This is a genomic window from Staphylococcus caseorum (assembly GCF_049943195.1).
Classification (GTDB): domain Bacteria; phylum Bacillota; class Bacilli; order Staphylococcales; family Staphylococcaceae; genus Staphylococcus; species Staphylococcus equorum_A.
Window position 1 is genome coordinate 205,687 of record NZ_JBNFUA010000001.1, and the last position, 24,459, is coordinate 230,145.

The following is a 24,459-nucleotide window of genomic DNA, read 5'->3' on the forward strand; positions in this document are numbered from 1 at the left end:
GTGTTTGCTATTGTAAAATAGTTAAATTGATATTAAAATATGTAGGTATTTTAAAAAAAGGAGAACTAACTGTGAAAAAGTATTTCAAGTTTGATAAACATGGAACAAGCTATAAGAAAGAGATACTTGGTGGGCTAACGACTTTCTTATCTATGGCATACATTTTAGCTGTTAACCCTCAAGTACTTAGTTTAGCAGGCGTTGAAGGCGTGTCTGACGATATGAAAATGGATCAAGGTGCTATTTTCGTTGCCACAGCACTTGCAGCTTTTGTTGGCTCACTATTTATGGGGCTAATTGCACGATATCCGATTGCTTTAGCACCTGGTATGGGCTTAAATGCATTCTTTGCATTTACTGTTGTATTAACTATGGGCATTCCTTGGGAAGTCGGTTTAACTGGAGTACTATTTTCTGGTTTAGTATTTGCAGTCCTCACAATGACGGGGCTACGGGAAATAATCATAAACGCAATTCCTTTTCAGATGAAAATGGCAGTGTCTGCAGGAATCGGGTTATTTATCACCTTTGTAGGGTTACAAAGTTCAGGTATTATTGTTGCCAATGATTCTACGTTAGTTACATTGGGGCAAATTACTGACGGACCTGTACTCTTAACTATATTTGGTATCATTATCACTGTTATACTCTATGCAGTTAGAGTGCCAGGAGCAATATTTATTGGTATGATGCTTACATCTATTCTTGGTATGATTACTGGTCTTATACATACGCCAAGTGGCATTGTAGGTCAAGTGCCAAGTATTGAACCAACTTTCGGTGCAGCTTTTGAAGCCTTTAAAGATCCATCGCAATTATTTACTGTTCAATTTCTAATTGTTATCCTAACATTCTTATTCATAGATTTCTTTGATACAGCAGGAACTTTAGTAGCAGTAGCTAGTCAAGCTGGTATGATGAAAGATAACAAACTTCCAAGAGCTGGACGTGCACTTTTTTCAGACTCATTAGCGACAATCGTAGGTTCGATTTTTGGTACCACAACAACGACTACATATATTGAATCAACATCAGGTGTTGCTGTCGGAGCAAGGACAGGATTTGCAAGTGTAGTAACAGGTTTTTGTTTCTTATTAGCGATATTCTTTAGTCCGCTTATGGAAGTAGTGACGAGTGCAGTTACCACACCTGCATTAGTTGTAGTTGGTGTCTTAATGGCTTCAAACTTTGCAGAAATAGATTGGAAGAAATTTGAAGTTGCAGTACCAGCTTTTGTCACAATCATCATGATGCCTTTATCATATTCAATTGCGACAGGTATTGCTTGCGGATTTATATTCTATCCAATTACAATGTTAATCTCTAAAAGACATAAAGAAGTACATCCTATCATGTATGGTTTAATGGTATTATTTATTCTCTATTTCGTGTTTGTTCACGGATAAATCAAAAGCACATTGTTGAACGTCAAAGCGACGCAACAATGTGCTTTTATATTTAAAAAATAATTAACTTGGATCTATTTAGAAATCGTATAAGGTATTATACATCAAATACATATTATACAAGAAGTAAAAACAAGTTTCTTCATTATAATAGCAATTTAAGAAAAGGTAATAAAAGTTATGCTGTTAATAAAGAATCGATTTACCAAATTGGTATGATTTAACCAAACAAAGACTCATATAATATACGCTCGATGAAAAATAGTTAATCCTAACTAACAGAACTTATAAAACAAATTTAAAAAGAAAGACTAATTACTTTCGAGTTTCTCTATATTCTGTATATACTACTTTTGCATTTTTGTTAGCTACATAGAGAGGAGTTGAAAAGAGTACGAATATAAAGAAAAGCATTAAAAAGAATAAAATCCAATGCACAACCATACCGATGAAAGGTAAAAATGCAATGAATGAACCGATAACACCTAATAATGGAATAACCATCATTGGTTTAATTGAGTTTTGTTTATCTACTATAAGTATTATCATAGTTACAAGGTATAATAGGGCGTTAATGAGCAATGGTTGCCAACCAAAACTAAGAATAATGCTACCACCAAGAAATGGAATACCATAAACAAACTCTCCTATAAGGAGTATAAAGCTCAAAATTATAAGCGTAGTACGAATACCGCTTTTCATATCATATCACCACCTAATATCTACTATTATAAAACAAACCAATGGATTTCAATAACAATAAGTAATAATGAATTCTAGAGATTCAAAAAGATTTTTAAAAAGATTTCAAAAAAGGTTGAAGTGATTAGCGTATTCAAGTACAATAACAAAGTATGTGTTAGACAAAAAGTATAAAAACTTTTGCAGAAAAGCTTGATTAATCACTGCTTTTCATGTAACATATCTAATGTTGGACTTTAAGAACACGCGATGAAGCGAAAGGTTACTGACACACCCGGCCGCTTTGCCATGGCGCTGTGTGAGATAGTTTTCGTGGAGAAGTCTATCACTTAAATGTAGACGAATAAGGAGGGAAAATTATGGCAAAACAAAAAATCAGAATCAGATTAAAAGCTTATGATCACCGCGTAATCGATCAATCAGCAGAAAAAATTGTTGAAACAGCAAAACGTTCTGGTGCAGATGTATCTGGACCAATTCCGTTACCGACTGAAAGATCAGTTTATACTGTAATTCGTGCCGTGCATAAGTACAAAGATTCACGTGAACAGTTCGAACAACGTACACATAAACGTTTGATCGATATTGTTAACCCTACACCAAAAACAGTTGATGCTCTTATGGGCTTAAACTTACCATCTGGCGTAGACATCGAAATCAAATTATAATAGAAAAATTTAGGAGGTGGACTTTCGATGACCAAAGGAATCTTAGGAAGAAAAATCGGGATGACACAAGTTTTCGGAGAAAACGGTGATTTAATCCCAGTAACAGTAGTAGAAGCAAGCCAAAACGTTGTATTACAAAAGAAATCTGAAGAGATTGATGGTTACAACGCAATACAAGTAGGCTACGAAGATAAACGAGCTTATAAAAAAGGTAGTAAAACAAGCAAATATGCTAACAAACCAGCTGAAGGCCATGCTAAAAAAGCAGGCACAGCACCTAAGCGCTTCATTCGTGAATTCAAAAACGTTAATGTTGATGAATACGAAGTAGGTCAAGAAGTCTCAGTTAATACATTTGAAGCTGGAGACGTAATTGATGTAACAGGCGTATCTAAAGGTAAAGGTTTCCAAGGTGCCATTAAACGTCATAATCAAGCACGTGGTCCAATGTCACATGGTTCTCATTTCCATAGATCACCTGGTTCAATAGGTATGGCATCAGATGCTTCAAAAGTCTTTAAAGGACAAAAAATGCCTGGACGTATGGGTGGAGACACAGTAACAGTTCAAAACTTAGAAGTAGTTCAAGTTGACACTGAAAACAATGTAATTTTAGTTAAAGGTAATGTACCTGGACCTAAAAAAGGTTTCTTAGAAATCACTTCATCAATTAAAGGTAATAAATAATATAGAATGAAAGGAGGATATGCATAATGGCAAATTATGATGTATTAAAAGTAGATGGAACTAAATCAGGTTCAGTTGAATTAAACGATGCAGTATTTGCAATCGAACCAAACAACAGTGTTCTTTTTGAAGCAATTAATTTACAACGTGCTTCATTACGCCAAGGTACACACGCTGTTAAGAACCGTTCAGCAGTACGAGGCGGCGGAGCTAAACCATGGAGACAAAAAGGTACAGGACGTGCGCGTCAAGGTACAATTCGTGCTCCACAATGGCGTGGTGGTGGTATCGTATTCGGACCAACACCAAGAAGCTACTCATACAAAATGCCTAAGAAAATGCGTCGTTTAGCATTGCGCTCAGCATTATCTTATAAAGTACAAGAAAAAGGTTTAACTGTTGTTGATACATTAAACTTAGAAGCTCCAAAAACTAAAGAGTTCAAAACTGTACTTTCAAATTTAGAACAACCTAAAAAAGTATTAGTAGTTACTGAATCAGAAGATGTAAACGTAGCATTATCTGCTCGTAACATTCCTGGTGTACAAGTTACTACAGCTCAAGGTTTAAATGTTCTAGATATCACAAGCGCTGACAGTGTAGTAATTACAGAATCAGCTGCTAAAAAAGTTGAGGAGGTGCTAGGATAATGGAAGCAAGAGACGTTCTTAAGCGCCCCGTAATCACTGAAAAATCATCTGTCGCTATGGCAGAAGACAAATACACATTCGACGTTGATACTCGTGCTAATAAAACACAAGTTAAAATCGCTGTTGAAGAAATCTTTGACGTAAAAGTTGCTAATGTAAATATCATCAACTACAAACCAAAGAAAAAACGTATGGGCCGTTACCAAGGCTATACAAATAAAAGACGCGTAGCAATTGTAAAATTAAAAGAAGGATCAATCGATCTATTCAACTAAAACATTACCAATAAGGAGGTAAACGACAATGGCTCTAAAAAAATACAAGCCAATTACTAATGGTCGTCGTAATATGACTGGTTATGATTTCTCAGAAATCACTGAAACAACTCCAGAAAAATCATTATTACAACCGCTACCGAAAAGAGCGGGACGAAATAACCAAGGTAAATTGACAGTTCGCCATCGCGGTGGAGGACATAAACGTCAATACCGTGTTATTGATTTCAAACGTAATAAAGACGGCATCAACGCTAAAGTTGATTCAATACAATATGATCCAAACCGTTCAGCAAACATTGCATTATTAGCTTATGCTGATGGAGAAAAACGCTATATCATCGCTCCAAAAAACCTTAAAGTAGGTCAAGTATTGGAAAACGGTGAAAATGCAGATATCAAATTAGGTAATGCATTACCATTAATTAACATCCCAGTAGGTACAGTAGTACACAACATCGAGTTGAAACCTGGTAAAGGTGGACAAATCGCTCGTTCAGCTGGTGCTAGTGCACAAGTACTTGGTAAAGAAGGTAAATATGTTTTAATCAGATTAAGATCTGGTGAAGTACGTATGATTCTTTCAACTTGCCGTGCTACTATTGGTCAAGTTGGTAACATCCAACATGAACTTGTTAACGTTGGTAAAGCAGGACGTTCTAGATGGAAAGGCAAACGCCCAACAGTTCGTGGTTCTGTAATGAACCCTAACGATCACCCACACGGTGGTGGTGAAGGACGTGCACCTATCGGTATGCCATCTCCAATGTCACCTTGGGGTAAACCTACGCTTGGTAAGAAAACTCGTCGTGGTAAAAAATCTTCAGACAAACTTATCGTTCGTGGACGTAAGAAGAAAAAATAAAAATGACTTATTTGCGTGTGCGGCATGATTGCTGCACGCTCACAATAAGAAGGGAGGCGCCACTATGGCTCGTAGTATTAAAAAAGGACCTTTTGCTGACGATCATCTAAAGAAAAAAGTTGAGGCTCAAAGCGGAAGCGAGAAAAAACAAGTAATCAAAACTTGGTCACGTCGTTCAACTATTTTCCCTGATTTTATCGGACATACATTCGCAGTATATGATGGACGTAAACACGTACCTGTATTCGTAACTGAAGATATGGTTGGTCATAAATTAGGAGAATTCGCACCAACACGTACTTTTAAAGGTCATGCAGCAGATGACAAAAAAACTAGAAGATAACTTCTAACAAGTAGAGGAGGAAATTCGAATGGAAGCAAAAGCGGTTGCTAAAACAATAAGAATCGCACCTCGTAAAGTTAGATTAGTATTAGATCTAATTAGAGGCAAGAGCGCCGATGAAGCTATAGCGATTTTAAAATTAAAAAACAAAGCTTCATCACCAGTAGTTGAAAAATTATTAATGTCCGCTTTAGCAAATGCTGAACATAACTATGACATGAACACTGATGAATTAATAGTTAAAGAAGCTTATGCTAATGAAGGACCAACATTAAAACGTTTCCGTCCACGTGCACAAGGCCGTGCAAGTGCGATCAACAAACGTACAAGCCACATTACAATCGTCGTAAGTGACGGTAAAGAAGAAGCTAAAGAAGCTTAATAATCTTTTAAGGAGGGAACACTGTGGGTCAAAAAATTAATCCAATCGGACTTCGTGTTGGTATCATCCGTGATTGGGAAGCTAAATGGTATGCAGAAAAAGACTTCGCATCATTATTACACGAAGATTTAAAAATCCGTAAGTTTATTGATAACGCATTAAAAGAAGCATCAGTTTCTCAAGTTGAAATTGAGCGTGCTGCTAACCGTATCAACATCGCTATTCATACTGGTAAACCAGGTATGGTAATCGGTAAAGGCGGTTCAGAAATTGAAAAATTACGTAATAAATTGAACTCATTAACAAGCAAAAAAGTACACATCAACGTTATTGAAATCAAGAAAATTGATTTAGATGCTAAACTTGTTGCTGAAAATATTGCAGTACAATTAGAAAACCGTGCATCGTTCCGTCGTGTACAAAAACAAGCTATTACTAGAGCTATGAAAAATGGCGCTAAAGGTATCAAAACACAAGTTTCAGGTCGTTTAGGCGGAGCTGACATCGCTCGTATTGAGCAATATTCAGAAGGAACTGTTCCACTTCATACACTACGTGCCGACATTAGTTATGCACATGCAGAAGCTGACACTACTTACGGTAAATTAGGTGTCAAAGTATGGATTTATCGTGGAGAAGTTCTTCCTACTACTAAGAACACTAGTGAAGGAGGAAAATAATAATGTTACTACCAAAACGTGTAAAATATCGTCGCCAACATCGTCCTAAAACAACTGGTCGTTCTAAAGGCGGTAACTATGTAACATTTGGTGAGTATGGTTTACAAGCAACTACAACTTCTTGGATCACATCTCGTCAAATCGAATCAGCTCGTATTGCAATGACACGTTTCATGAAGCGTGGCGGGAAAGTTTGGATTAAAATCTTCCCACATACACCTTACACTAAAAAACCTTTAGAAGTACGTATGGGTGCTGGTAAAGGTGCGGTTGAAGGCTGGATTGCAGTAGCAAAACCAGGTAGAATTTTATTTGAAATCGCAGGCGTTGACGAAGAAGTTGCGCGCGAAGCATTACGTTTAGCTAGTCACAAACTTCCAGTGAAAACTAAGTTTGTAAAACGTGAAGAATTGGGTGGTGAAACAAATGAAAGCTAAGGAAATTAGAGACTTAACCACTTCAGAAATCGAAGAACAAATTAAATCTTCAAAAGAAGAGCTTTTTAACCTACGCTTTCAGTTAGCAACAGGTCAATTAGAAGAAACTGCACGTATTCGCACGGTAAGAAAAACGATTGCACGTCTAAAAACTGTTGTTCGTGAAAGAGAAATTGAACAAGGTAAAGCTAATCAATAATTTAATTTAAAGAGGAGGTTACTATAGTGAGCGAAAGAAATGATCGTAAAGTTTATGTAGGTAGAGTCGTTTCCGATAAAATGGATAAAACTGTAACTGTACTTGTTGAAACATACAAAATGCACAAATTATATGGTAAACGAGTAAAATACTCTAAAAAATACAAAACTCATGATGAAAACAACTCAGCTAAATTAGGGGACACAGTAAAAATACAAGAAACACGTCCTTTATCAGCAACTAAACGTTTCCGTTTGGTAGAAATTGTTGAAGAATCAGTTATTATTTAATAAATAGTGAAGATAAAGGAGGTTTAACTCATGATCCAACAAGAAACACGATTAAAAGTAGCAGATAACTCTGGTGCACGTGAAGTTCTTACAATTAAAGTATTAGGTGGATCTGGTCGTAAAACAGCGAATATTGGTGACGTTATCGTAGTAAGTGTTAAAAATGCTACACCAGGTGGCGTTGTCAAAAAAGGTGAAGTAGTTAAAGCTGTTATCGTACGTACTAAATCAGGCGTACGTCGTAACGATGGTTCATACATCAAATTTGATGAAAATGCATGTGTCATTATTCGCGACGATAAAGGCCCACGCGGTACTCGTATCTTTGGACCTGTTGCACGTGAATTACGTGAAGGCAACTTCATGAAAATTGTATCATTAGCTCCAGAAGTACTTTAATAATACATTTATAAATATATAAATTTAAGGAGGTGCCACACATGCATATCAAAAAAGGTGACAACGTAAAAGTTATCGCAGGTAAAGACAAAGGTAAAGAAGGTAAAGTTGTTGCAACTGAACCTAAAAAAGACCGTGTCGTTGTGGAAGGTGTCAATACAATCAAAAAGCACCAAAAACCAACTCAATTTAATCCTGAAGGTGGAATCTTAGAAACAGAGGCAGCAATCCATGTTTCTAACGTACAATTATTAGATCCTAAAACGAATGAACCAACACGCGTAGGTTATAAATTCGAAGATGGCAAAAAAGTTCGTATCGCTAAAAAATCAGGCGAAGAAATCAAAACTAATAATTAATAACTAATTGAAAGGAGGATCCACTGTGAACCGTTTAAAAGAAAAATTCAACTCTGAAGTTACTCAAAACTTAGTGAAACATTTCAACTATAGTTCAGTAATGGAAGTGCCGCAAATTGATAAAATCGTAGTAAATATGGGTGTCGGTGACGCTGTACAAAATACTAAAGTATTAGATGATGCTGTAGAGGAATTACAAGCTATCACTGGTCAAAAACCATTAATCACAAAAGCTAAAAAATCTGTTGCAACATTCCGTTTACGTGAAGGTATGCCAATTGGTGCTAAAACAACTTTACGTGGCGAAAGAATGTATGACTTTTTAGATAAATTAATTTCTGTATCACTACCTCGTGTACGTGACTTCCGTGGTGTGTCTAAATCTGCATTTGATGGCAGAGGTAACTACACTTTAGGTGTTAAGGAACAATTAATTTTCCCTGAAATCGACTATGACCGAGTAAGTAAAATACGAGGAATGGATATCGTTATCGTAACAACTGCTAACACTGACGAGGAAGCTCGTGAATTGTTAACACAATTCGGTATGCCATTTCAAAAATAATCTCTAAAGGAGGCTAATTAAGTGGCTAAAACTTCAATGGTTGCTAAGCAACAAAAAAAACAAAAGTTCCAAGTACGTGAATATACTCGTTGTGAACGCTGTGGTCGTCCACATTCCGTATATCGTAAATTCAAATTATGCCGTATTTGTTTCCGTGAATTAGCTTATAAAGGCCAAATCCCTGGCGTTCGTAAAGCTAGCTGGTAATATAAAAAGTCTGAAAGGAGGCAACAATCAATGACAATCAACGATCCAATTGCAGATATGCTAACTCGTGTAAGAAACGCCAACATGGTGCGTCACGATAAATTAGAATTACCTGCTTCAAACATTAAAAAAGAAATTGCTGAAATTTTAAAAAGTGAAGGTTTCATTAAAAACGTAGAATTTGTTGAAGACGATAAACAAGGGGTTATCCGTTTATTCCTTAAATATGGTCAAAACAATGAACGTGTTATCACTGGATTAAAACGTATTTCTAAACCAGGTTTACGTGTTTATGCTAAAGCTAACGAAGTACCTAAAGTACTTAACGGTCTTGGCATTGCATTAGTTTCTACTTCAGAAGGTGTTATCACTGATAAAGAAGCAAGAAAACGTAATATCGGCGGAGAAATCCTAGGTTACGTTTGGTAATAATAAATAACAAGGAGGTGCGATAACATGAGTCGTGTTGGTAAAAAAATTATTGACATCCCTAGTGACGTAACAGTAACTATTGAAGGCAATACAGTAACTGTTAAAGGTCCTAAAGGTGAATTGTTTAAAACTATGGATGAAAGAATGACATATAAACAAGATGAAAGTACTTTAGAAGTTGTGAGACCATCTGATTCTAAAGATGATAAAACAGTACATGGTACAACTCGTACTTTAATTAATAATATGATCATCGGTGTTAAAGAAGGATACCAAAAAACATTAGAACTAGTAGGTGTAGGTTACCGTGCTCAAATGCAAGGTGAAAACTTAATCCTTAATGTTGGCTATTCACACCCAGTTGAAATTAAAGCTGATAATGGTGTTAGTTTCGCTGTTGAAAAAAATACTAAAGTTACAGTAACTGGTATTTCTAAAGAAGCAGTTGGCGCTATCGCTTCAAACATTCGTGCAACAAGACCACCAGAACCGTATAAAGGTAAAGGAATTCGCTATCAAGGAGAATTCGTTCGCCGTAAAGAAGGTAAAACTGGTAAATAATAAATAACTTTCAGAAGAAAGGAGTAATAAAATGATCAGCAAAATAGATAAAAACCAAGTGCGTTTGAAAAGACATGCTCGTGTCCGTAATAAATTGTCAGGCACAGCTGAAAAACCACGTTTAAACATCTATCGTTCAAACAAACATATTTACGCACAAGTTATCGATGATGTTAATGGCAAAACATTAGCACAAGCATCAACACAAGAAAAAGACTTAGCAAATGAAACAGGTTCAAAAGTTGAACTTTCAGCTAAAGTCGGCGAAACTGTAGCTAAAAGAGCTAGCGATAAAGGTATTAAAACAATTGTTTTTGACCGTGGAGGATATTTATACCATGGCCGTGTTAAAGCCTTAGCAGATGCAGCTCGTGAAAATGGATTAGAATTTTAATTTGAAGGAGGGACATTTACATGGCTCGTAGAGAAGAAGTGAAAGAATTTGAAGAACGCGTTGTTACAATTAACCGTGTTGCTAAAGTTGTAAAAGGTGGTCGTCGTTTCCGTTTCACTGCTTTAGTAGTGGTTGGAGATAAAAACGGTCGCGTTGGATTCGGTACTGGTAAAGCACAAGAAGTGCCAGAAGCAATCAAAAAAGCAGTAGAAGCAGCTAAGAAAGATTTAGTAGTTGTTCCACGTGTTGAAGGTACAACACCTCACATTATTAATGGTCGTTTCAGTTCAGGTAATGTTTTAATGAAACCAGCAGCACCAGGTACTGGTGTTATTGCAGGTGGCCCTGTTCGTGCGGTATTAGAATTAGCTGGTATCACTGATATCTTAAGTAAATCTTTAGGATCAAATACACCAATCAACATGGTTCGTGCAACAATTAATGGATTAAAAAACCTTAAAAATGCTGAAGAAGTTGCGAAATTACGCGGCAAATCAGTAGAAGAATTATACAATTAAGGAGGGAAAATAAGTTATGGCTAAAGTACAAATTACCCTCACTCGTAGTGTTATAGGTCGTCCAGAAACACAACGTAAAACTGTTGAAGCTCTAGGTTTGAAAAAAACGAACTCTTCAGTAGTTGTTGAAGATAACCCTGCTATTCGTGGGCAAATCAACAAAATAAGTCACTTAGTGACAGTAGAAGAAAAATAATTAAGGAGGTGCCGAAATGAAATTACATGAGCTAAAACCGTCAGAAGGTTCTCGTAAAGTACGTAACCGTGTTGGACGTGGTGCAGCAACTGGTAACGGTAAAACTAGTGGCCGTGGACAAAAAGGTCAAAAATCACGTTCAGGTGGTAGTGTAAGACCAGGTTTCGAAGGTGGTCAATTACCATTATTCCGTCGTTTACCAAAACGAGGTTTTACTAACATTAACCGTAAGGAATATGCTATTGTTAACTTAGACCAACTTAATAAATTTGAGGATGGTACTGAAGTAACTCCTGCTTTATTAGTAGAATCTGGTGTAGTTAAGAACGAAAAATCTGGTATTAAAGTACTAGGTAAAGGTTCACTAGACAAAAAGTTAACTGTGAAAGCTAACAAATTCTCTGCGTCTGCAGTAGATGCTATTGATGCAAAAGGCGGAGCACACGAGGTGATCTAATGTTTCAAACGCTTGTGAGCTTCTTTAAAACTAAAGAAGTTCGTAACAAGATCTTTTTTACTCTCGCAATGTTAGTTATTTTTAAGATAGGTACTTATATTCCAGCACCTGGTGTAAATCCAGCTGCTTTTGACAGTAGACAAGGATCTCAAGGTGTCACTGATTTATTAAATACATTTGGTGGCGGAGCCTTGCAGAATTTCTCAATCTTTGCCATGGGTATAATGCCTTACATTACTGCATCAATTGTGATGCAACTATTACAAATGGATATTGTTCCGAAGTTTTCTGAGTGGGCAAAACAAGGTGATGCAGGTAGAAAGAAACTTACAAACATCACACGTTATTTTGCTATTGTACTTGCCTTTATCCAATCAATTGGTATGGCGTTCCAATTTAATAATTATCTAAAGGGTCAATTGATTATTGATCAATCAATCCTTAGTTATTTATTAATCGCTGTTGTATTAACAGCTGGTACAGCATTCTTAATTTGGATGGGTGACCAAATCACTCAATTCGGTGTCGGTAATGGTATTTCAATTATCATCTTTGGTGGTATTTTGTCATCACTACCTTCATCATTAATTCAGTTCTATCAACAGTCATTCGTAGGTCAAGATGATACTACAATGGCATGGTTAAAAGTTCTAGGATTAGTTATTGGAATGGTATTATTAACAGTCGGTGCAATATTTGTATTACAAGCTATTCGTAAAATTCCAATTCAATATGCGAAAAAGCAATCAACACAACGATTAGGTTCACAAGCAACATATTTACCTTTGAAAGTTAACGCTGCTGGGGTTATCCCGGTTATCTTTGCAATGGCATTCTTCTTGTTACCTAGAACATTAACATTGTTCTTCCCTGACGCTAGTTGGGCGCAGAAGATTTCAGACGTGGCAAATCCATCGAGTAATATCGGTATGATTGTTTATGTGGTGCTTATTATTGCGTTCACATACTTCTATGCATTTGTTCAAGTCAATCCTGGAAAGATGTCAGATAATCTCAAGAAACAAGGAAGTTATGTTCCAGGTATTAGACCTGGTGAACAAACAAAAAAATATATTACTGGAGTTCTCTATCGTTTAACATTTGTAGGGTCAATATTCTTAGCTGTAATTGCGATTCTGCCAATCATTGCTACTAAAGTAATGAGCTTACCTCAATCTATTCAGCTTGGTGGTACTAGCTTACTTATTGTAATTGGTGTAGCAATTGAAACAATGAAGAGTCTTGAAGCTCAAGTGACTCAGAAAGATTATAGAGGCTTTGGTGGTAGATAAATTGTAGGAGGGCACTTATGAATATCATTTTAATGGGTTTACCTGGTGCAGGTAAAGGAACTCAAGCGAGTGAAATTGTAAAGAAATTCCCAATTCCACACATATCTACTGGAGACATGTTCAGAAAAGCGATTAAAGATGGAACAGATTTAGGCAAAGAAGCTAAATCATTCATGGATCGTGGAGAATTAGTCCCTGATGAAGTAACTGTGGGCATCGTTAAAGATAGAATTTCTGAAGACGATGCAAAAAAAGGATTCTTACTTGATGGCTTTCCTCGTACTATTGAACAAGCTGAAGCATTAAATGAAATTATGCAAGAATTAGATAGAAAAATTGATGCTGTTATCAATATAGAGGTAGCTGAAGAAGAATTAATGAACCGCCTAACTGGTCGTAGAATTTGCGAAAAATGCGGAACAACTTATCATCTTGTATTCAATCCTCCTAAAGTTGAAGGTATTTGTGATCTTGATGGTGGTAAATTATACCAACGTGAAGATGACAACCCAGAAACAGTTGCAAATCGTTTAAATGTCAATGTTAAACAGTCTAAACCTATCTTAGAATTCTATGATAATAAAAAAGTATTAAAAAACATTGATGGTTCAAGAGATATTAAAGTCGTTACTGAAGACGTTATCGATATCTTAGAAAACTTAAAATAATATCAACTTGTACGGTCTATGGAATGTCGAAAGTATAATTGAATAAGAGTGACAATGCGATATAGTAATTCATTTTAATTTTGTTAAACTTATTAACAACACTTATAGACTCGTATGGTTAGAGTTGATTGTTGACGATAACCAACTATTGCAAAAAGGGGGAAGTTAATAAATGGCTAAACAAGATGTTATTGAATTAGAAGGTACTGTGTTAGATACTTTACCAAATGCAATGTTTAAAGTAGAATTAGAAAATGGTCATGAGATTTTAGCTCACGTAAGTGGTAAAATCAGAATGAATTATATTCGTATTCTGCCTGGCGACAAAGTAACTGTAGAAATGTCTCCGTACGATTTAACGCGCGGAAGAATTACGTATCGTTATAAATAATCGTCACTCCATAATATAGGGAGGTATTAAAATGAAAGTAAGACCATCAGTAAAACCAATTTGCGAAAAATGTAAAGTCATTAAACGTAAAGGTAAAGTAATGGTAATTTGTAGCAACCCAAAACATAAACAAAGACAAGGCTAATAAAGAGAGGTGTAAATAATTATGGCACGTATTGCAGGAGTAGATATTCCACGTGAAAAACGTATTGTTATTTCATTAACTTATGTATATGGTATCGGTACTACTACAGCGAATAAAATTGCTGAAGAAGCTAACGTTTCACCAGATACACGCGTTAACGAATTAACTGATGATGAATTAGGTCGTATCCGTGAAGTAGTAGATAGCTATAAAGTAGAAGGTGACTTACGTCGTGAGCAAAACTTAAACATTAAACGTTTAATGGAAATCTCATCATACCGTGGTATCCGTCACCGTCGTGGCTTACCAGTACGCGGACAAAAGACTAAGAACAATGCTCGTACTCGTAAAGGCCCAGTTAAAACTGTAGCTAACAAGAAAAAATAATAGGTAAAGGAGGCAAAATTTAAATGGCACGTAAACAAGTATCTCGTAAACGCAGAGTGAAAAAGAATATTGAAAATGGTGTGGCTCACATCCGTTCAACATTCAATAATACAATCGTAACAATTACTGATGAATTTGGTAATGCGTTATCATGGTCATCAGCAGGTGCACTTGGATTCAAAGGATCAAAAAAATCAACTCCATTCGCAGCTCAAATGGCATCAGAAACTGCTGCTAAATCAGCTATGGAACATGGTTTGAAATCTGTTGAAGTCACTGTAAAAGGCCCAGGTCCTGGTCGTGAATCAGCTATCCGTGCGTTACAATCAGCTGGATTAGATGTAACTGCAATCCGTGACGTTACTCCAGTTCCACATAATGGTTGTCGTCCACCAAAACGTCGTCGCGTATAATTTTATTGTTATTGTCGCAGGTCACTGAGAAATTACAGTACAAATCAAGTCGACGTAATCAAGGAGGATATTTGTAAATGATTGAAATCGAAAAACCTAGAATTGAAACAATTGAAATTAGTGATGATGCTAAATTCGGTAAGTTCGTTGTTGAACCACTAGAACGTGGCTACGGTACTACACTAGGAAACTCCTTACGTCGTATCCTACTATCTTCATTACCAGGTGCAGCCGTTAAATACATTGAAATCGAAGGCGTATTACATGAATTCTCAGCTATAGATAATGTTGTTGAAGATGTTTCTGCAATTATTATGAACATCAAAAAATTAGCATTAAAAATCTATTCTGAAGAAGAAAAAACTTTGGAAATCGATGTTAAAGATGAAGGCGAAGTAACTGCAAGTGACATTACTCATGATAGTGATGTAGAGATACTGAATCCTGAGATTAAAATTGCAACTGTTTCTAAAGGTGGACATTTAAAAATCCGTCTCGTTGCGAATAAAGGTAGAGGCTACGCATTAGCAGAACAAAATAACACTAGTGATTTACCAATTGGTGTAATTCCAGTTGATTCATTATATTCACCTGTAGAACGTGTTAACTATACTGTAGAAAACACGCGCGTAGGTCAAAGTAGTGATTTTGATAAATTAACGTTAGATGTTTGGACTAATGGTTCTATAACGCCACAAGAGTCTGTTTCATTAGCTGCAAAAATCTTAACTGAACATTTGAATATCTTTGTTGGATTAACTGATGAAGCACAAAATGCTGAAATCATGATTGAAAAAGAAGAAGATCAAAAAGAAAAAGTTCTTGAAATGTCAATTGAGGAATTAGATTTATCTGTACGTTCTTACAACTGTTTAAAACGCGCAGGTATCAACTCTGTACAAGAGTTAGCTGATAAATCAGAAGCTGATATGATGAAAGTCCGTAATTTAGGTCGTAAATCTTTAGAAGAAGTTAAATATAAACTTGAAGATTTAGGTTTAGGCTTAAGAAAAGAAGATTAATATAAAGGAGGTTAACTCATGGGTTACAGAAAATTAGGTCGTACTTCTGATCAACGTAAAGCTATGTTACGCGATTTAGCTACTTCACTTATCGTTAGTGAACGTGTTGAAACTACAGAAGCACGTGCAAAAGAACTACGTAGTGTTGTTGAAAAATTAATCACTTTAGGTAAAAAAGGAGATTTAGCTTCTCGTCGTCAAGCTGCTAAAACTTTACGTAATGTTGAAATCTTAAATGATGATGAATCAATTCAAACTGCACTACAAAAATTATTCGGTGAAGTTGCTGAACGTTATACAGAACGTCAAGGCGGTTACACTCGTATTCTTAAAGTAGGCCCTCGTCGCGGTGACGGAGCTGAATCAGTAATTATCGAATTAGTTTAATTTAAATATACGTACTACTATGTATAAAGCAAATGAGTGCAACGATAATGTTTGCCACATACAAATATTGTCTAGCTCAGAGTACCCCATCAAACTTAATAAACTTTAAAGCGTGAACTCAAAAATATGATGGGGTGCGCGCTTTTTTTATTTATAAGGCCCCCTCAATTCTGTAGGAATTGAGGGGGCCTTATGCAATTGCAAATCAACTATGAACCTCTGAAGTTAACACATTAGTAAAGGATGAACACTTACACTAATGCGCAAATGTCAAAAGAGCTATATTATAAAAGTTTTAAAGTACTTCTTTATAGCAGTGTTTCTTTAGACTTTACTAGTGCTTCTTTAGAAAGTTTCATGTAAAATAGGATAAGTATACAACAATGATGAATATAAATTTTGGGAGGCAATTGATATGGAAACGCGAGATAATATTATTACATTTAACCATGTTTCATTTAAATATAATAGTGATGAACGATTTGCGTTAAATGATGTATCTTTTGAGATTCCAAAAGGACAATGGACATCAATTGTAGGACATAATGGCTCAGGTAAATCTACTATCGCCAAACTCATGATAGGCATAGAATCACCATTTGATGGTGATATTTATTTGCGTAATAGATTAGTTCACGAAGATAATTTGAATTACCTAAGACAGCACATTGGCATTGTGTTCCAAAATCCTGAAAATCAATTTGTAGGGTCTACAGTGGAGTATGACGTTGCATTTGGTTTAGAAAATAATGGCGTAACATATGAAAGCATGCAGACTATTGTGCCTGAAGCATTAGCTGACGTAGAAATGTTAGATCGGGCTACATATGAACCCCAGTCTCTCTCAGGAGGCCAAAAGCAACGTGTTGCAATTGCAGGGGTTCTCGCTTTGAATACAGATATCATTATATTAGACGAAGCTACATCTATGTTAGACCCTGCTGGTAGAAATGAATTACTTTCATTGATTCATCGTTTAAAAGACGATAAAGATGTTACGATTATTTCTATTACACATGATTTGTCAGAAGCAGTAGAGGCCGACCATGTAGTGGTGTTAAATGAAGGTGCTGTATATCAATCGGGCTTACCACAAGAAATTTTTAGTGATGGTAATGAACTCACAAAGATTGGTTTAGACCTTCCATTTTCAATGCGGATGAATCAGCAGTTATTAGGCGTTACTGATTACATAACTTATGAAGGGTTGGTAAGAAAATTATGACGGTTCATTTTAACCAAGTTAGTTATGTATATCAAAATGGCACACCGTTTGAGTATCTCGCGTTGGAAGACATTGTCACGTCATTTGAAAAAGGGAAATACTATGCTGTGATAGGACAAACTGGTTCTGGTAAATCGACATTGATTCAGCATTTCAATGGCCTTTTAAAGCCAACTAATGGTGCGTTAGAAGTAGATGATATAACAATCACCCATAAGACTAAAGATAAGTTTTTAAAGCAAGTACGTAAACGAGTAGGGGTTGTATTTCAATTTCCAGAGTCACAGCTATTCGAAGATTCAGTTGAAAGAGAGATTCTTTTTGGTCCTCAAAACTTTAATATGCCTCTTAACGAAGTAAAAGAACGTGCGTTTCGTTTACTATTAGAATTTGGTTTTAATAGGGATGTATTGCAGCAGTCTCCTTTTCAAATGTCAGGTGGTCAAATGAGAAAGATTGCAATTACATCAATATTGGCAATGGATCCAGACATTGTTATTTTAGATGAACCTACTGCAGGCCTTGATCCAAAGAGTAGAAAACAAATCATGGAATTAATAAAAAAACTTCAAGTAGAACAACAAAAAACAATCATCCTTGTAACGCATGAAATGAATGATGTAGCCAAATATGTAGATGAAGTTAAAATTATGAGCAATGGCAAACTTATTGATTCATGTACACCACGTAAACTATTTAGTGATACGAATTACGTGAATCAAATGCACTTAGATGTACCAAACATTGTGAAACTGCAAAGAGATATTGAAGATAAACATCAATATTATTTTAATAAAATCGCATTAACTGAAGCAGAATTTATTGAAATGTATAAGGAGTGGCAACAACATGAGAGATAAATTTATCATAGGTCGCTATCTTCCGTTAGATACAACAATCCATCGTTTGGACCCCCGTTCAAAATTGATATTTGTCTTCTTATTTATTGTATTAATCTTTTTTGCACATTCTTTTGCTACTTATTTTTGGTTGTTTCTATTAATATTAAGTTTTATGAAGTTAGCTCATATTAAATTATGGTTTTTAGTAAAAGGATTGACACCAATTTGGATATTTCTCATCTTTACCTTTCTAATGCATTTGTTTCTAACCAAAGGTGGCACAAGAATATTTGAGCTTTCATTTATCTCCATCGATACAAATGGTATTTTAGAGGGTATTTATATTGTCTTGAGACTTATGTTCATCATTATGATTTCAACGATATTAACGCTAACGACAAGTCCTATTGACTTAACAGACGCATTTGAAAGGCTATTATCACCATTGAAACTTGTTAAAATACCTGTACATCTGTTGAGCATGATGATGTCGATAGCATTGCGATTTATACCGACACTGATGAATGAGTTAGATAAAATTATTTTAGCTCAAAAATCTCGTGGCTCAGAAATAAGCGCTGGAGGATTGGTTAATCGAGTAAAAGCATTTATACCATTATTAATACCATTGTTTATTTCTGCGTTTCAAAGAGCAGAAGATTTAGCTATCGCCATGGAAGTAAGAGGCTACGATACTAAAAAACAACGTACGAGTTATCGTAAGTTGCAATGGCGATGGACAGATGTATTAGTACTCACATTACTAATACCAATAGCAGTGATATTGTTTGTTTTAAAATATATAGGAGTGTAATGCATGATGCGTGTTTTAGTAAATATTTCATACCAAGGAAGTCAGTTTCTTGGTTTTCAAATACAACAAAATGGTAGAACGGTACAACAACAATTTGAGAAAATACTTAAAAGAATGCATAAACGTCATGTGCGAATTCACCCAAGTAGTAGAACAGATAAAGGTGTTCATGCACTAGAGCAATATTTTCATTTTGATACAGAATTAAACATCGCTGCACCGCAATGGAAGTACGTAATGAATCGCGCTTTGCCTGATGATGTATATGTGAATGATGTAACCTTCGTGGACGATGATTTTCATTGTAGATATGATTGTGTCGGCAAGTCTTATCGTTATAAAATTTATCAATCTGAGCATAAGGATCCTTTTCAATGTGGTTTAAAAACATATATTACTGATTCATTAGATATTGAAAAAATGAATAGGGCAGCCCAATTATTTGTGGGAACGCATGATTTTACGGGTTTTTGTTCACAAAAAACAGAAGTAGAGAGTAAAGTTCGCACATTGTATGAAAGTCGAATTAAAATTACAGAAAATGGTCTAGATTATATTGTCACAGGCTCAGGATTCCTATATAATATGGTACGTGTGCTTATGGCGTTTCTATTAGAAGTTGGCAAAGGAAAGCGTAATCCTGAAGAGGTACCTGAGCTATTAATGATGAAAGATCGTAATCAGGTACCGTATACTGCACCATCAGAAGGATTATATTTAGAGCGGATTTATTTGACACCTTCAGCGTTAATCAATGACTTTGGTAGTAATATAAAAATACATCAAAAAAAATCATCACAAAATGATTAAATAAGATTGACAAAACGGCTTAAAAATTATACGATTACTAACGGTATTGTTTTATATCACCCACGATAAGCCCCGGAATCTTATTGTGTAACAAGATATAGAAGCACGTAGAACAAGAACAAAAAATTAACAAAATAAATGACATCTAAACTTAAAAGTAATAACTATTAAACAAGAAACATTTATTTATTCTAGGAGGACAATTATATGCGTCAAACATTTATGGCTAATGAATCAAACATTGAGCGCAAATGGTATGTTATTGATGCTGAAGATAAAACACTTGGTCGTTTATCTTCAGAGGTAGCAACTATTTTACGCGGTAAAAATAAAGCAACTTATACACCACACGTTGATACAGGTGATTATGTAATTATCATCAACGCTTCAAAAATACATTTTACAGGTAACAAAGAACAAGATAAAATGTATTATCGTCACTCAAACCACCCAGGCGGAATTAAATCAATTTCTGCTGGTGAGTTAAAAGCTAAGAACCCAGAACGTTTACTTGAAAATTCAATTAAAGGTATGCTACCAAGCACGCGTTTAGGTGAAAAACAAGGTAAAAAATTATTTGTATATGGTGGCGCTGAACATCCACACGCTGCACAACAACCAGAAAACTACGAGTTACGTGGTTAATTAAAAGGAGGAAATTACATTGGCACAAGTTGAATATAAAGGCACAGGCCGTCGTAAAAACTCAGTAGCACGTGTACGTTTAGTACCAGGTGAAGGTAATATTACTGTTAACGGCAGCGATGTACGTAGCTACTTACCATTTGAATCATTAATTTTAGATATAAACCAACCGTTTGATGTTACAGAAACTAAAGGTAACTATGATGTTTTAGTTAACGTTCACGGCGGTGGATTTACTGGACAAGCTCAAGCAATCCGTCACGGTATTGCTCGTGCATTATTAGAAGCAGATCCTGAATACAGAGGTTCTTTAAAACGCGCTGGATTACTTACTCGTGATCCTCGTATGAAAGAACGTAAAAAACCAGGTCTTAAAAAAGCTCGTCGTTCACCACAGTTCTCAAAACGTTAATATTACTACTGCAACTGTTGCGAACTTATTCGCTTCCAGATACAGTACGCAAATTAGTGTAGACAGTTTGTGTTCGATATTAAAAAGCACTTTCCAATTATATTGGAAAGTGCTTTTTTTGTATTACAAAATAAAAATTTATTTTAAAACGTTAAGTATGATAAGATGTTGGGTAATTAAAGAAAATAACTCTATAATATAAGGCGTGATTACATGGAAGATAAAAAGAACTCTCGTAATTTCTACACAGTACTACTTATCATTTTGCTCGTTGCCTTATTAAGTGTAGCTATTTTAGTAATTAAATATTATGGAAATAACGAATATCCTGTCAGAAGTGATTCCGAGGAAGCGATACCTACATTTTACCTTCATGGATATAAAGGCTCAGCTGATTCAGGAAATTTTCTAGTAAATTCAGCTATTAAGTCAGGTGCATCAAAAGAGGTTATTCAAGCATATGTTTCATCTGATGGAAAGGTGACATTCGATGGAAACTTAACAAGTAAATCTAAATATCCAATTATTAAAATTAAGTTAGAAGATAATAATAATGAAAATGTAGAAAAAAATGCAAAATGGATAAGAAATGTCATCATTGCCACGAACTATCAATATAACTTTGAAAAATTTAATTTTGTCGCACATTCTATGAGCAATAAATCATTTAGTTACTATATGTTGAATTATGGAGACGATGAACAACTATCTACTTTAAATAAAGTAGTAAATTTAGCTGGAAACTTTAATGGTGAGGTAGATGTAGATGGCAAAAAATTAAATGTTGAATTAGATAAAAATGGTAAGCCTAATAAAATGATGGATGATTATAAAGAATTACGAGCAATGAAACATAAATATCCTGATAACGTAAATGTGCTAAATATATATGGAGACGTAGAAGATGGCACAGATTCAGATGGTAGGGTGACTAATGTATCTTCAAGGTCATTAAAGTATTTATTAGGTGATAGCGTACAATCATATGATGAATTTAAAGTGCATGGCCCTAATGCAGAGCATGGAAAACTAGCAAATAATAAAAAAGTGCAAGATAAAATAAATGAATTCTTATGGGATAAAGATCTTTAAATTAAAATATCATGCAAAAAAGCAACATATCAGCCGACAGTTAAATGTGTGCGATATGTTGCTTTTATTATTTTGTCATATTTTCCTTGGCAATTAACTCTAGCAGTGTTTTCCGCTGTGTTTCACCAAAAACGTGTGGTTGAATCATAATTTCATCAGCATTAAATCTTAGAGCAACATCATTCAGTGCTTTCATAACATCATTAGGTAAACCTGAAATCACTCTATTTTGGTTAAAATTCTTTTTATCTTGTTCACGTGTTGAGAGTTGTCGATGCATTGCAAATTCAATTGAAGGATAAAACTCAGGCTGATCCAAATAGCCAATGCGCACTAACCATAAATGAAATGCATGCTCTAATTGCGTTATTTGTGATTGCTGTTCTGCAGTAATTACAAACGTAGAAATAATGACATAAGATTGGCTTTCAGGATGAAATTGTTTAAATAAGTCACGATAATGATTAATAACACTTTCAATATTGTGGTTAGCTTGACCCATAAGCGCAACTACGAAAGGTAATCCTTTTTCCGCAGCAATGGCAGCACTTTGTTTACTCATACCTAATATATATATACTTGGCTTCGTATCGATTAATGGCGTCGCTTGTAAGCCTTTAAAACGATGATTATGAGTATTGTCATCATTAAAATAATACATTAAATCATTAATTTGTGTTTTGTAACTTATATCTTTTGTTTTAGACTCATTTAAAGCCTGATTTACATTTTTGAAGCTAGGCGAGTGTCCTGTGCCTAAATCGACGCGTCCAGGGTGACGTGCTTCCATTAATTTAAATTGTTCTGCAATTTTATATGCACTATAATGAGGCAGCATAATACCGCCACTTCCAATATGAATGGAAGATGTTTGTTCTAAGAGTGACATCATAACCATTTCAGGCGCACTAGAGGCTACAGAGAACACTTGATGATGCTCTGCAACCCAATAGCGATAAAAGCCTAATGACTCAGCTAATTGAGCTAATTCAACAGTATGATTTAAAGCTTGTGTCGCGTTGCGGCCTTCAAAAATTGGAACATAATCTAAAATACTTAGTTTCACTTAAATATCTCCTTATTACTTTATATCGGTCAGTATATGAATTTAAAGTAAGCATAACATGACCGTATAGAGCTGAATAAGCGATTTGATTGATTGCACCGTTGTATCACTATAAAATGAAAGAAAATAGTGAATGGAGGCAATATAATGAATACAGAACAAATCGTATTAGCTAAGAGACCTGAAGGCATTCCTTCAGATGAGGTATTTAAATATGAAACTGTTGAAATAGATGTGCCGAAAAAAGATGAAATTCAAGTAGAAGCGTTATATATATCAGTGGATCCATATATGCGCGGACGTATGGATGATAGTGATTCTTATATCAAACCATTCCAAATTGATGAACCTTTATCAGGCCATGTTGTTGGTAAAGTCATTGAATCAGAAGCAGATGGTTTTGAAAAAGGTGACATTGTTACTGGACAATTCCCTTGGCAAAAACTAAGCAATGTCCCAGCAAAGCATGTTATCAAGGTATCTAATACAGATGTTCCACTACATTTATATTTAAGTGTGTTAGGCATGCCGGGTCAAACAGCATACCATGGGCTATTAAAAATTGGACAACCGAAAGAAGGCGAAACAGTTGTTGTATCTGCAGCATCTGGCGCAGTTGGGTCTGTGGTAGGACAAATTGCTAAATTAAAAGGTGCTTATGTTGTAGGTATTGCAGGTGGCCCTGAAAAAACAACATACTTAACAGAAACATTAGGTTTTGATGCGAGTGTGGATTATAAATCAGATGATTTTTCAGAACAATTTGCTAAAGCAGTACCGAATGGTGTAGATGTCTATTACGAAAACGTAGGTGGATCAATCGCTGATGAAGTAATGAAACACTTAAATCAATTTGCTCGAATTCCTGTTTGTGGCGCAATTTCTGGTTACAATGATGCAACGATTGAACATGGTCCACGTATTCAACCCATCCTGATAAAATCACAAGCATTAATGAAAGGCTTTATTGTGGCAAATTATGCAGATGATTTTGCAAATGCGAGTAAACAACTTGCACAGTGGGTTCAAGAAGATAAGATAAAAACAAAAACGTCAGTCATGAACGGATTTGAAAATATACCAGAAGCATTTAGAAATTTATTTACAGGAGATAACTTTGGGAAACAAGTAGTACAGGTGTCAGACAATATCTAAACATTAAAGGAGATATGTAAT

General features: G+C 35.3%; 40 protein-coding genes. 38 read left to right on the forward strand and 2 right to left on the reverse strand.

The annotated features are described in order from the left end of the window. The first annotated feature begins 71 nt into the window (after positions 1-71). A complete protein-coding gene (locus ACP3TL_RS01005) occupies positions 72-1,406 on the forward strand; it encodes an NCS2 family permease (RefSeq protein WP_046465820.1) in 1,335 nt (444 codons plus the stop codon). A 315-nt stretch (positions 1,407-1,721) separates the two neighbouring features. Here ACP3TL_RS01005 and ACP3TL_RS01010 read toward each other — a convergent pair whose 3' ends face one another. Beyond that, positions 1,722-2,108: a hypothetical protein gene (locus ACP3TL_RS01010; RefSeq protein WP_046465819.1), complete on the reverse strand. Its 387-nt coding sequence runs from the start codon at positions 2,106-2,108 to the stop codon at positions 1,722-1,724. A gap of 359 nt (positions 2,109-2,467) precedes the next feature. Here ACP3TL_RS01010 and rpsJ point away from each other — a divergent pair, with 359 nt between their 5' ends. The 36 genes from rpsJ (at position 2,468) to ACP3TL_RS01190 (ending at position 22,217) form a co-directional block, all read left to right on the forward strand. Continuing rightward, positions 2,468-2,776 (forward strand): 30S ribosomal protein S10, encoded by a 309-nt coding sequence (gene rpsJ / locus ACP3TL_RS01015; protein WP_002482611.1) that lies wholly within the window; start codon positions 2,468-2,470, stop codon positions 2,774-2,776. Between the two features lie 27 nt (positions 2,777-2,803). Beyond that, positions 2,804-3,463, forward strand: coding sequence for a 50S ribosomal protein L3 (rplC, locus tag ACP3TL_RS01020; protein WP_021338403.1), 660 nt, complete (start codon positions 2,804-2,806; stop codon positions 3,461-3,463). A 26-nt stretch (positions 3,464-3,489) separates the two neighbouring features. Continuing rightward, the gene (rplD, locus tag ACP3TL_RS01025; protein WP_002506965.1) at positions 3,490-4,113 is read left to right on the forward strand and encodes a 50S ribosomal protein L4; all 624 of its coding nucleotides are present in this window, start codon (positions 3,490-3,492) and stop codon (positions 4,111-4,113) included. Next, complete coding sequence (rplW, locus tag ACP3TL_RS01030; RefSeq protein ID WP_002506966.1) at positions 4,113-4,388, forward strand: 50S ribosomal protein L23; 276 nt, start codon at positions 4,113-4,115, stop codon at positions 4,386-4,388. The genes rplD and rplW overlap by 1 nt, the downstream gene beginning before the upstream one ends. Positions 4,389-4,416: 28 nt before the next feature. Beyond that, complete coding sequence (gene rplB, locus ACP3TL_RS01035; protein ID WP_046465818.1) at positions 4,417-5,253, forward strand: 50S ribosomal protein L2; 837 nt, start codon at positions 4,417-4,419, stop codon at positions 5,251-5,253. Positions 5,254-5,317: 64 nt separating this feature from the next. Then, the gene (rpsS, locus tag ACP3TL_RS01040) at positions 5,318-5,596 is read left to right on the forward strand and encodes a 30S ribosomal protein S19 (protein WP_002482616.1); all 279 of its coding nucleotides are present in this window, start codon (positions 5,318-5,320) and stop codon (positions 5,594-5,596) included. 28 nt (positions 5,597-5,624) lie between these two features. After that, positions 5,625-5,978, forward strand: coding sequence for a 50S ribosomal protein L22 (rplV, locus tag ACP3TL_RS01045; protein ID WP_285326318.1), 354 nt, complete (start codon positions 5,625-5,627; stop codon positions 5,976-5,978). 23 nt (positions 5,979-6,001) lie between these two features. Next, entirely contained in the window at positions 6,002-6,658 is a 657-nt protein-coding gene (gene rpsC, locus ACP3TL_RS01050; RefSeq protein WP_046465817.1) for a 30S ribosomal protein S3, read from the forward strand. 2 nt (positions 6,659-6,660) lie between these two features. After that, a complete protein-coding gene (rplP, locus tag ACP3TL_RS01055; protein ID WP_021338400.1) occupies positions 6,661-7,095 on the forward strand; it encodes a 50S ribosomal protein L16 in 435 nt (144 codons plus the stop codon). After that, positions 7,085-7,294, forward strand: coding sequence for a 50S ribosomal protein L29 (gene rpmC / locus ACP3TL_RS01060; protein ID WP_002506970.1), 210 nt, complete (start codon positions 7,085-7,087; stop codon positions 7,292-7,294). Before rplP ends, rpmC begins: the two co-directional genes overlap by 11 nt. Before the next feature lie 26 nt (positions 7,295-7,320). Beyond that, positions 7,321-7,584 carry a 30S ribosomal protein S17 gene (gene rpsQ, locus ACP3TL_RS01065; RefSeq protein WP_002506971.1) on the forward strand — a complete coding sequence of 88 codons (264 nt, stop codon included), beginning with the start codon at positions 7,321-7,323 and terminating at the stop codon, positions 7,582-7,584. A gap of 30 nt (positions 7,585-7,614) precedes the next feature. Continuing rightward, positions 7,615-7,983 carry a 50S ribosomal protein L14 gene (gene rplN, locus ACP3TL_RS01070; RefSeq protein WP_002506972.1) on the forward strand — a complete coding sequence of 123 codons (369 nt, stop codon included), beginning with the start codon at positions 7,615-7,617 and terminating at the stop codon, positions 7,981-7,983. Positions 7,984-8,024: 41 nt separating this feature from the next. After that, positions 8,025-8,342 carry a 50S ribosomal protein L24 gene (gene rplX, locus ACP3TL_RS01075; RefSeq protein ID WP_002506973.1) on the forward strand — a complete coding sequence of 106 codons (318 nt, stop codon included), beginning with the start codon at positions 8,025-8,027 and terminating at the stop codon, positions 8,340-8,342. A gap of 25 nt (positions 8,343-8,367) precedes the next feature. Beyond that, positions 8,368-8,907, forward strand: a complete 540-nt coding sequence (gene rplE, locus ACP3TL_RS01080) for a 50S ribosomal protein L5 (protein ID WP_046465816.1) — start codon at positions 8,368-8,370, stop codon at positions 8,905-8,907. Positions 8,908-8,928: 21 nt separating this feature from the next. Continuing rightward, on the forward strand, positions 8,929-9,114 hold the full coding sequence (locus ACP3TL_RS01085) for a type Z 30S ribosomal protein S14 (RefSeq protein WP_002482625.1): 186 nt from the start codon (positions 8,929-8,931) through the stop codon (positions 9,112-9,114). Between the two features lie 30 nt (positions 9,115-9,144). Beyond that, positions 9,145-9,543, forward strand: a complete 399-nt coding sequence (gene rpsH / locus ACP3TL_RS01090; RefSeq protein ID WP_002506975.1) for a 30S ribosomal protein S8 — start codon at positions 9,145-9,147, stop codon at positions 9,541-9,543. Positions 9,544-9,570: 27 nt separating this feature from the next. After that, positions 9,571-10,107: a 50S ribosomal protein L6 gene (gene rplF / locus ACP3TL_RS01095; protein ID WP_046465815.1), complete on the forward strand. Its 537-nt coding sequence runs from the start codon at positions 9,571-9,573 to the stop codon at positions 10,105-10,107. A gap of 31 nt (positions 10,108-10,138) precedes the next feature. After that, a complete protein-coding gene (gene rplR, locus ACP3TL_RS01100) occupies positions 10,139-10,501 on the forward strand; it encodes a 50S ribosomal protein L18 (protein ID WP_002506977.1) in 363 nt (120 codons plus the stop codon). Between the two features lie 20 nt (positions 10,502-10,521). Next, positions 10,522-11,019, forward strand: a complete 498-nt coding sequence (rpsE, locus tag ACP3TL_RS01105; protein ID WP_002506978.1) for a 30S ribosomal protein S5 — start codon at positions 10,522-10,524, stop codon at positions 11,017-11,019. Positions 11,020-11,035: 16 nt separating this feature from the next. Beyond that, entirely contained in the window at positions 11,036-11,215 is a 180-nt protein-coding gene (gene rpmD, locus ACP3TL_RS01110) for a 50S ribosomal protein L30 (RefSeq protein ID WP_021338399.1), read from the forward strand. Between the two features lie 16 nt (positions 11,216-11,231). Further along, positions 11,232-11,672 carry a 50S ribosomal protein L15 gene (gene rplO / locus ACP3TL_RS01115; RefSeq protein ID WP_046465814.1) on the forward strand — a complete coding sequence of 147 codons (441 nt, stop codon included), beginning with the start codon at positions 11,232-11,234 and terminating at the stop codon, positions 11,670-11,672. Next, positions 11,672-12,964, forward strand: coding sequence for a preprotein translocase subunit SecY (gene secY, locus ACP3TL_RS01120; protein ID WP_046465813.1), 1,293 nt, complete (start codon positions 11,672-11,674; stop codon positions 12,962-12,964). The genes rplO and secY overlap by 1 nt, the downstream gene beginning before the upstream one ends. A gap of 17 nt (positions 12,965-12,981) precedes the next feature. Continuing rightward, positions 12,982-13,632 (forward strand): adenylate kinase, encoded by a 651-nt coding sequence (locus tag ACP3TL_RS01125; protein WP_002506982.1) that lies wholly within the window; start codon positions 12,982-12,984, stop codon positions 13,630-13,632. Positions 13,633-13,804: 172 nt separating this feature from the next. Beyond that, positions 13,805-14,023, forward strand: coding sequence for a translation initiation factor IF-1 (gene infA, locus ACP3TL_RS01130; RefSeq protein ID WP_001118443.1), 219 nt, complete (start codon positions 13,805-13,807; stop codon positions 14,021-14,023). A gap of 31 nt (positions 14,024-14,054) precedes the next feature. Beyond that, the gene (gene rpmJ, locus ACP3TL_RS01135) at positions 14,055-14,168 is read left to right on the forward strand and encodes a 50S ribosomal protein L36 (protein ID WP_002482634.1); all 114 of its coding nucleotides are present in this window, start codon (positions 14,055-14,057) and stop codon (positions 14,166-14,168) included. A 21-nt stretch (positions 14,169-14,189) separates the two neighbouring features. After that, positions 14,190-14,555, forward strand: a complete 366-nt coding sequence (rpsM, locus tag ACP3TL_RS01140) for a 30S ribosomal protein S13 (RefSeq protein WP_002506983.1) — start codon at positions 14,190-14,192, stop codon at positions 14,553-14,555. A 23-nt stretch (positions 14,556-14,578) separates the two neighbouring features. After that, positions 14,579-14,968, forward strand: coding sequence for a 30S ribosomal protein S11 (gene rpsK, locus ACP3TL_RS01145; RefSeq protein WP_002506984.1), 390 nt, complete (start codon positions 14,579-14,581; stop codon positions 14,966-14,968). Positions 14,969-15,045: 77 nt separating this feature from the next. After that, the gene (locus tag ACP3TL_RS01150) at positions 15,046-15,990 is read left to right on the forward strand and encodes a DNA-directed RNA polymerase subunit alpha (protein ID WP_002506985.1); all 945 of its coding nucleotides are present in this window, start codon (positions 15,046-15,048) and stop codon (positions 15,988-15,990) included. 18 nt (positions 15,991-16,008) lie between these two features. Further along, positions 16,009-16,377, forward strand: coding sequence for a 50S ribosomal protein L17 (rplQ, locus tag ACP3TL_RS01155; RefSeq protein WP_002506986.1), 369 nt, complete (start codon positions 16,009-16,011; stop codon positions 16,375-16,377). A gap of 415 nt (positions 16,378-16,792) precedes the next feature. Next, positions 16,793-17,602, forward strand: coding sequence for an energy-coupling factor transporter ATPase (locus tag ACP3TL_RS01160; RefSeq protein ID WP_046465812.1), 810 nt, complete (start codon positions 16,793-16,795; stop codon positions 17,600-17,602). Then, on the forward strand, positions 17,599-18,462 hold the full coding sequence (locus tag ACP3TL_RS01165; RefSeq protein WP_046465811.1) for an energy-coupling factor transporter ATPase: 864 nt from the start codon (positions 17,599-17,601) through the stop codon (positions 18,460-18,462). The genes ACP3TL_RS01160 and ACP3TL_RS01165 overlap by 4 nt, the downstream gene beginning before the upstream one ends. Then, on the forward strand, positions 18,452-19,258 hold the full coding sequence (locus ACP3TL_RS01170; protein WP_046465810.1) for an energy-coupling factor transporter transmembrane component T family protein: 807 nt from the start codon (positions 18,452-18,454) through the stop codon (positions 19,256-19,258). The genes ACP3TL_RS01165 and ACP3TL_RS01170 overlap by 11 nt, the downstream gene beginning before the upstream one ends. A gap of 6 nt (positions 19,259-19,264) precedes the next feature. After that, positions 19,265-20,068, forward strand: coding sequence for a tRNA pseudouridine(38-40) synthase TruA (gene truA, locus ACP3TL_RS01175; RefSeq protein WP_046466036.1), 804 nt, complete (start codon positions 19,265-19,267; stop codon positions 20,066-20,068). A 207-nt stretch (positions 20,069-20,275) separates the two neighbouring features. Then, entirely contained in the window at positions 20,276-20,713 is a 438-nt protein-coding gene (rplM, locus tag ACP3TL_RS01180; RefSeq protein ID WP_002506991.1) for a 50S ribosomal protein L13, read from the forward strand. Positions 20,714-20,732: 19 nt separating this feature from the next. Beyond that, positions 20,733-21,125: a 30S ribosomal protein S9 gene (rpsI, locus tag ACP3TL_RS01185; protein WP_002506992.1), complete on the forward strand. Its 393-nt coding sequence runs from the start codon at positions 20,733-20,735 to the stop codon at positions 21,123-21,125. A 213-nt stretch (positions 21,126-21,338) separates the two neighbouring features. Continuing rightward, positions 21,339-22,217: an alpha/beta hydrolase gene (locus ACP3TL_RS01190; protein ID WP_285336823.1), complete on the forward strand. Its 879-nt coding sequence runs from the start codon at positions 21,339-21,341 to the stop codon at positions 22,215-22,217. Positions 22,218-22,284: 67 nt separating this feature from the next. Here the strand turns inward: ACP3TL_RS01190 and ACP3TL_RS01195 are convergent, their stop codons facing one another. Further along, the gene (locus ACP3TL_RS01195; protein ID WP_046465808.1) at positions 22,285-23,283 is read right to left on the reverse strand and encodes an LLM class flavin-dependent oxidoreductase; all 999 of its coding nucleotides are present in this window, start codon (positions 23,281-23,283) and stop codon (positions 22,285-22,287) included. Positions 23,284-23,430: 147 nt separating this feature from the next. Between ACP3TL_RS01195 and ACP3TL_RS01200 the strand changes: the two genes are divergently transcribed. Then, complete coding sequence (locus ACP3TL_RS01200) at positions 23,431-24,438, forward strand: NADP-dependent oxidoreductase (RefSeq protein ID WP_046465807.1); 1,008 nt, start codon at positions 23,431-23,433, stop codon at positions 24,436-24,438. The last annotated feature ends 21 nt before the right edge of the window (positions 24,439-24,459 follow it).

Bases quoted from the DNA above. Each gene is read 5' to 3' on its own strand.
- ACP3TL_RS01010 (WP_046465819.1), bottom strand. From the start codon at position 2,108: ATGAAAAGCGGTATTCGTACTACGCTTATAATTTTGAGCTTTATACTC.
- rpsJ (WP_002482611.1), top strand. From the start codon at position 2,468: ATGGCAAAACAAAAAATCAGAATCAGATTAAAAGCTTATGATCACCGC.
- rplC (WP_021338403.1), top strand. From the start codon at position 2,804: ATGACCAAAGGAATCTTAGGAAGAAAAATCGGGATGACACAAGTTTTC.
- rplD (WP_002506965.1), top strand. From the start codon at position 3,490: ATGGCAAATTATGATGTATTAAAAGTAGATGGAACTAAATCAGGTTCA.
- rplW (WP_002506966.1), top strand. From the start codon at position 4,113: ATGGAAGCAAGAGACGTTCTTAAGCGCCCCGTAATCACTGAAAAATCA.
- rplB (WP_046465818.1), top strand. From the start codon at position 4,417: ATGGCTCTAAAAAAATACAAGCCAATTACTAATGGTCGTCGTAATATG.
- rpsS (WP_002482616.1), top strand. From the start codon at position 5,318: ATGGCTCGTAGTATTAAAAAAGGACCTTTTGCTGACGATCATCTAAAG.
- rplV (WP_285326318.1), top strand. From the start codon at position 5,625: ATGGAAGCAAAAGCGGTTGCTAAAACAATAAGAATCGCACCTCGTAAA.
- rplP (WP_021338400.1), top strand. From the start codon at position 6,661: ATGTTACTACCAAAACGTGTAAAATATCGTCGCCAACATCGTCCTAAA.
- rpmC (WP_002506970.1), top strand. From the start codon at position 7,085: ATGAAAGCTAAGGAAATTAGAGACTTAACCACTTCAGAAATCGAAGAA.
- rplN (WP_002506972.1), top strand. From the start codon at position 7,615: ATGATCCAACAAGAAACACGATTAAAAGTAGCAGATAACTCTGGTGCA.
- rplX (WP_002506973.1), top strand. From the start codon at position 8,025: ATGCATATCAAAAAAGGTGACAACGTAAAAGTTATCGCAGGTAAAGAC.
- rpsH (WP_002506975.1), top strand. From the start codon at position 9,145: ATGACAATCAACGATCCAATTGCAGATATGCTAACTCGTGTAAGAAAC.
- rplF (WP_046465815.1), top strand. From the start codon at position 9,571: ATGAGTCGTGTTGGTAAAAAAATTATTGACATCCCTAGTGACGTAACA.
- rplR (WP_002506977.1), top strand. From the start codon at position 10,139: ATGATCAGCAAAATAGATAAAAACCAAGTGCGTTTGAAAAGACATGCT.
- rpsE (WP_002506978.1), top strand. From the start codon at position 10,522: ATGGCTCGTAGAGAAGAAGTGAAAGAATTTGAAGAACGCGTTGTTACA.
- rpmD (WP_021338399.1), top strand. From the start codon at position 11,036: ATGGCTAAAGTACAAATTACCCTCACTCGTAGTGTTATAGGTCGTCCA.
- rplO (WP_046465814.1), top strand. From the start codon at position 11,232: ATGAAATTACATGAGCTAAAACCGTCAGAAGGTTCTCGTAAAGTACGT.
- secY (WP_046465813.1), top strand. From the start codon at position 11,672: ATGTTTCAAACGCTTGTGAGCTTCTTTAAAACTAAAGAAGTTCGTAAC.
- ACP3TL_RS01125 (WP_002506982.1), top strand. From the start codon at position 12,982: ATGAATATCATTTTAATGGGTTTACCTGGTGCAGGTAAAGGAACTCAA.
- infA (WP_001118443.1), top strand. From the start codon at position 13,805: ATGGCTAAACAAGATGTTATTGAATTAGAAGGTACTGTGTTAGATACT.
- rpmJ (WP_002482634.1), top strand. From the start codon at position 14,055: ATGAAAGTAAGACCATCAGTAAAACCAATTTGCGAAAAATGTAAAGTC.
- rpsM (WP_002506983.1), top strand. From the start codon at position 14,190: ATGGCACGTATTGCAGGAGTAGATATTCCACGTGAAAAACGTATTGTT.
- rpsK (WP_002506984.1), top strand. From the start codon at position 14,579: ATGGCACGTAAACAAGTATCTCGTAAACGCAGAGTGAAAAAGAATATT.
- ACP3TL_RS01150 (WP_002506985.1), top strand. From the start codon at position 15,046: ATGATTGAAATCGAAAAACCTAGAATTGAAACAATTGAAATTAGTGAT.
- rplQ (WP_002506986.1), top strand. From the start codon at position 16,009: ATGGGTTACAGAAAATTAGGTCGTACTTCTGATCAACGTAAAGCTATG.
- ACP3TL_RS01160 (WP_046465812.1), top strand. From the start codon at position 16,793: ATGGAAACGCGAGATAATATTATTACATTTAACCATGTTTCATTTAAA.
- ACP3TL_RS01165 (WP_046465811.1), top strand. From the start codon at position 17,599: ATGACGGTTCATTTTAACCAAGTTAGTTATGTATATCAAAATGGCACA.
- ACP3TL_RS01170 (WP_046465810.1), top strand. From the start codon at position 18,452: ATGAGAGATAAATTTATCATAGGTCGCTATCTTCCGTTAGATACAACA.
- truA (WP_046466036.1), top strand. From the start codon at position 19,265: ATGCGTGTTTTAGTAAATATTTCATACCAAGGAAGTCAGTTTCTTGGT.
- rplM (WP_002506991.1), top strand. From the start codon at position 20,276: ATGCGTCAAACATTTATGGCTAATGAATCAAACATTGAGCGCAAATGG.
- ACP3TL_RS01190 (WP_285336823.1), top strand. From the start codon at position 21,339: ATGGAAGATAAAAAGAACTCTCGTAATTTCTACACAGTACTACTTATC.
- ACP3TL_RS01200 (WP_046465807.1), top strand. From the start codon at position 23,431: ATGAATACAGAACAAATCGTATTAGCTAAGAGACCTGAAGGCATTCCT.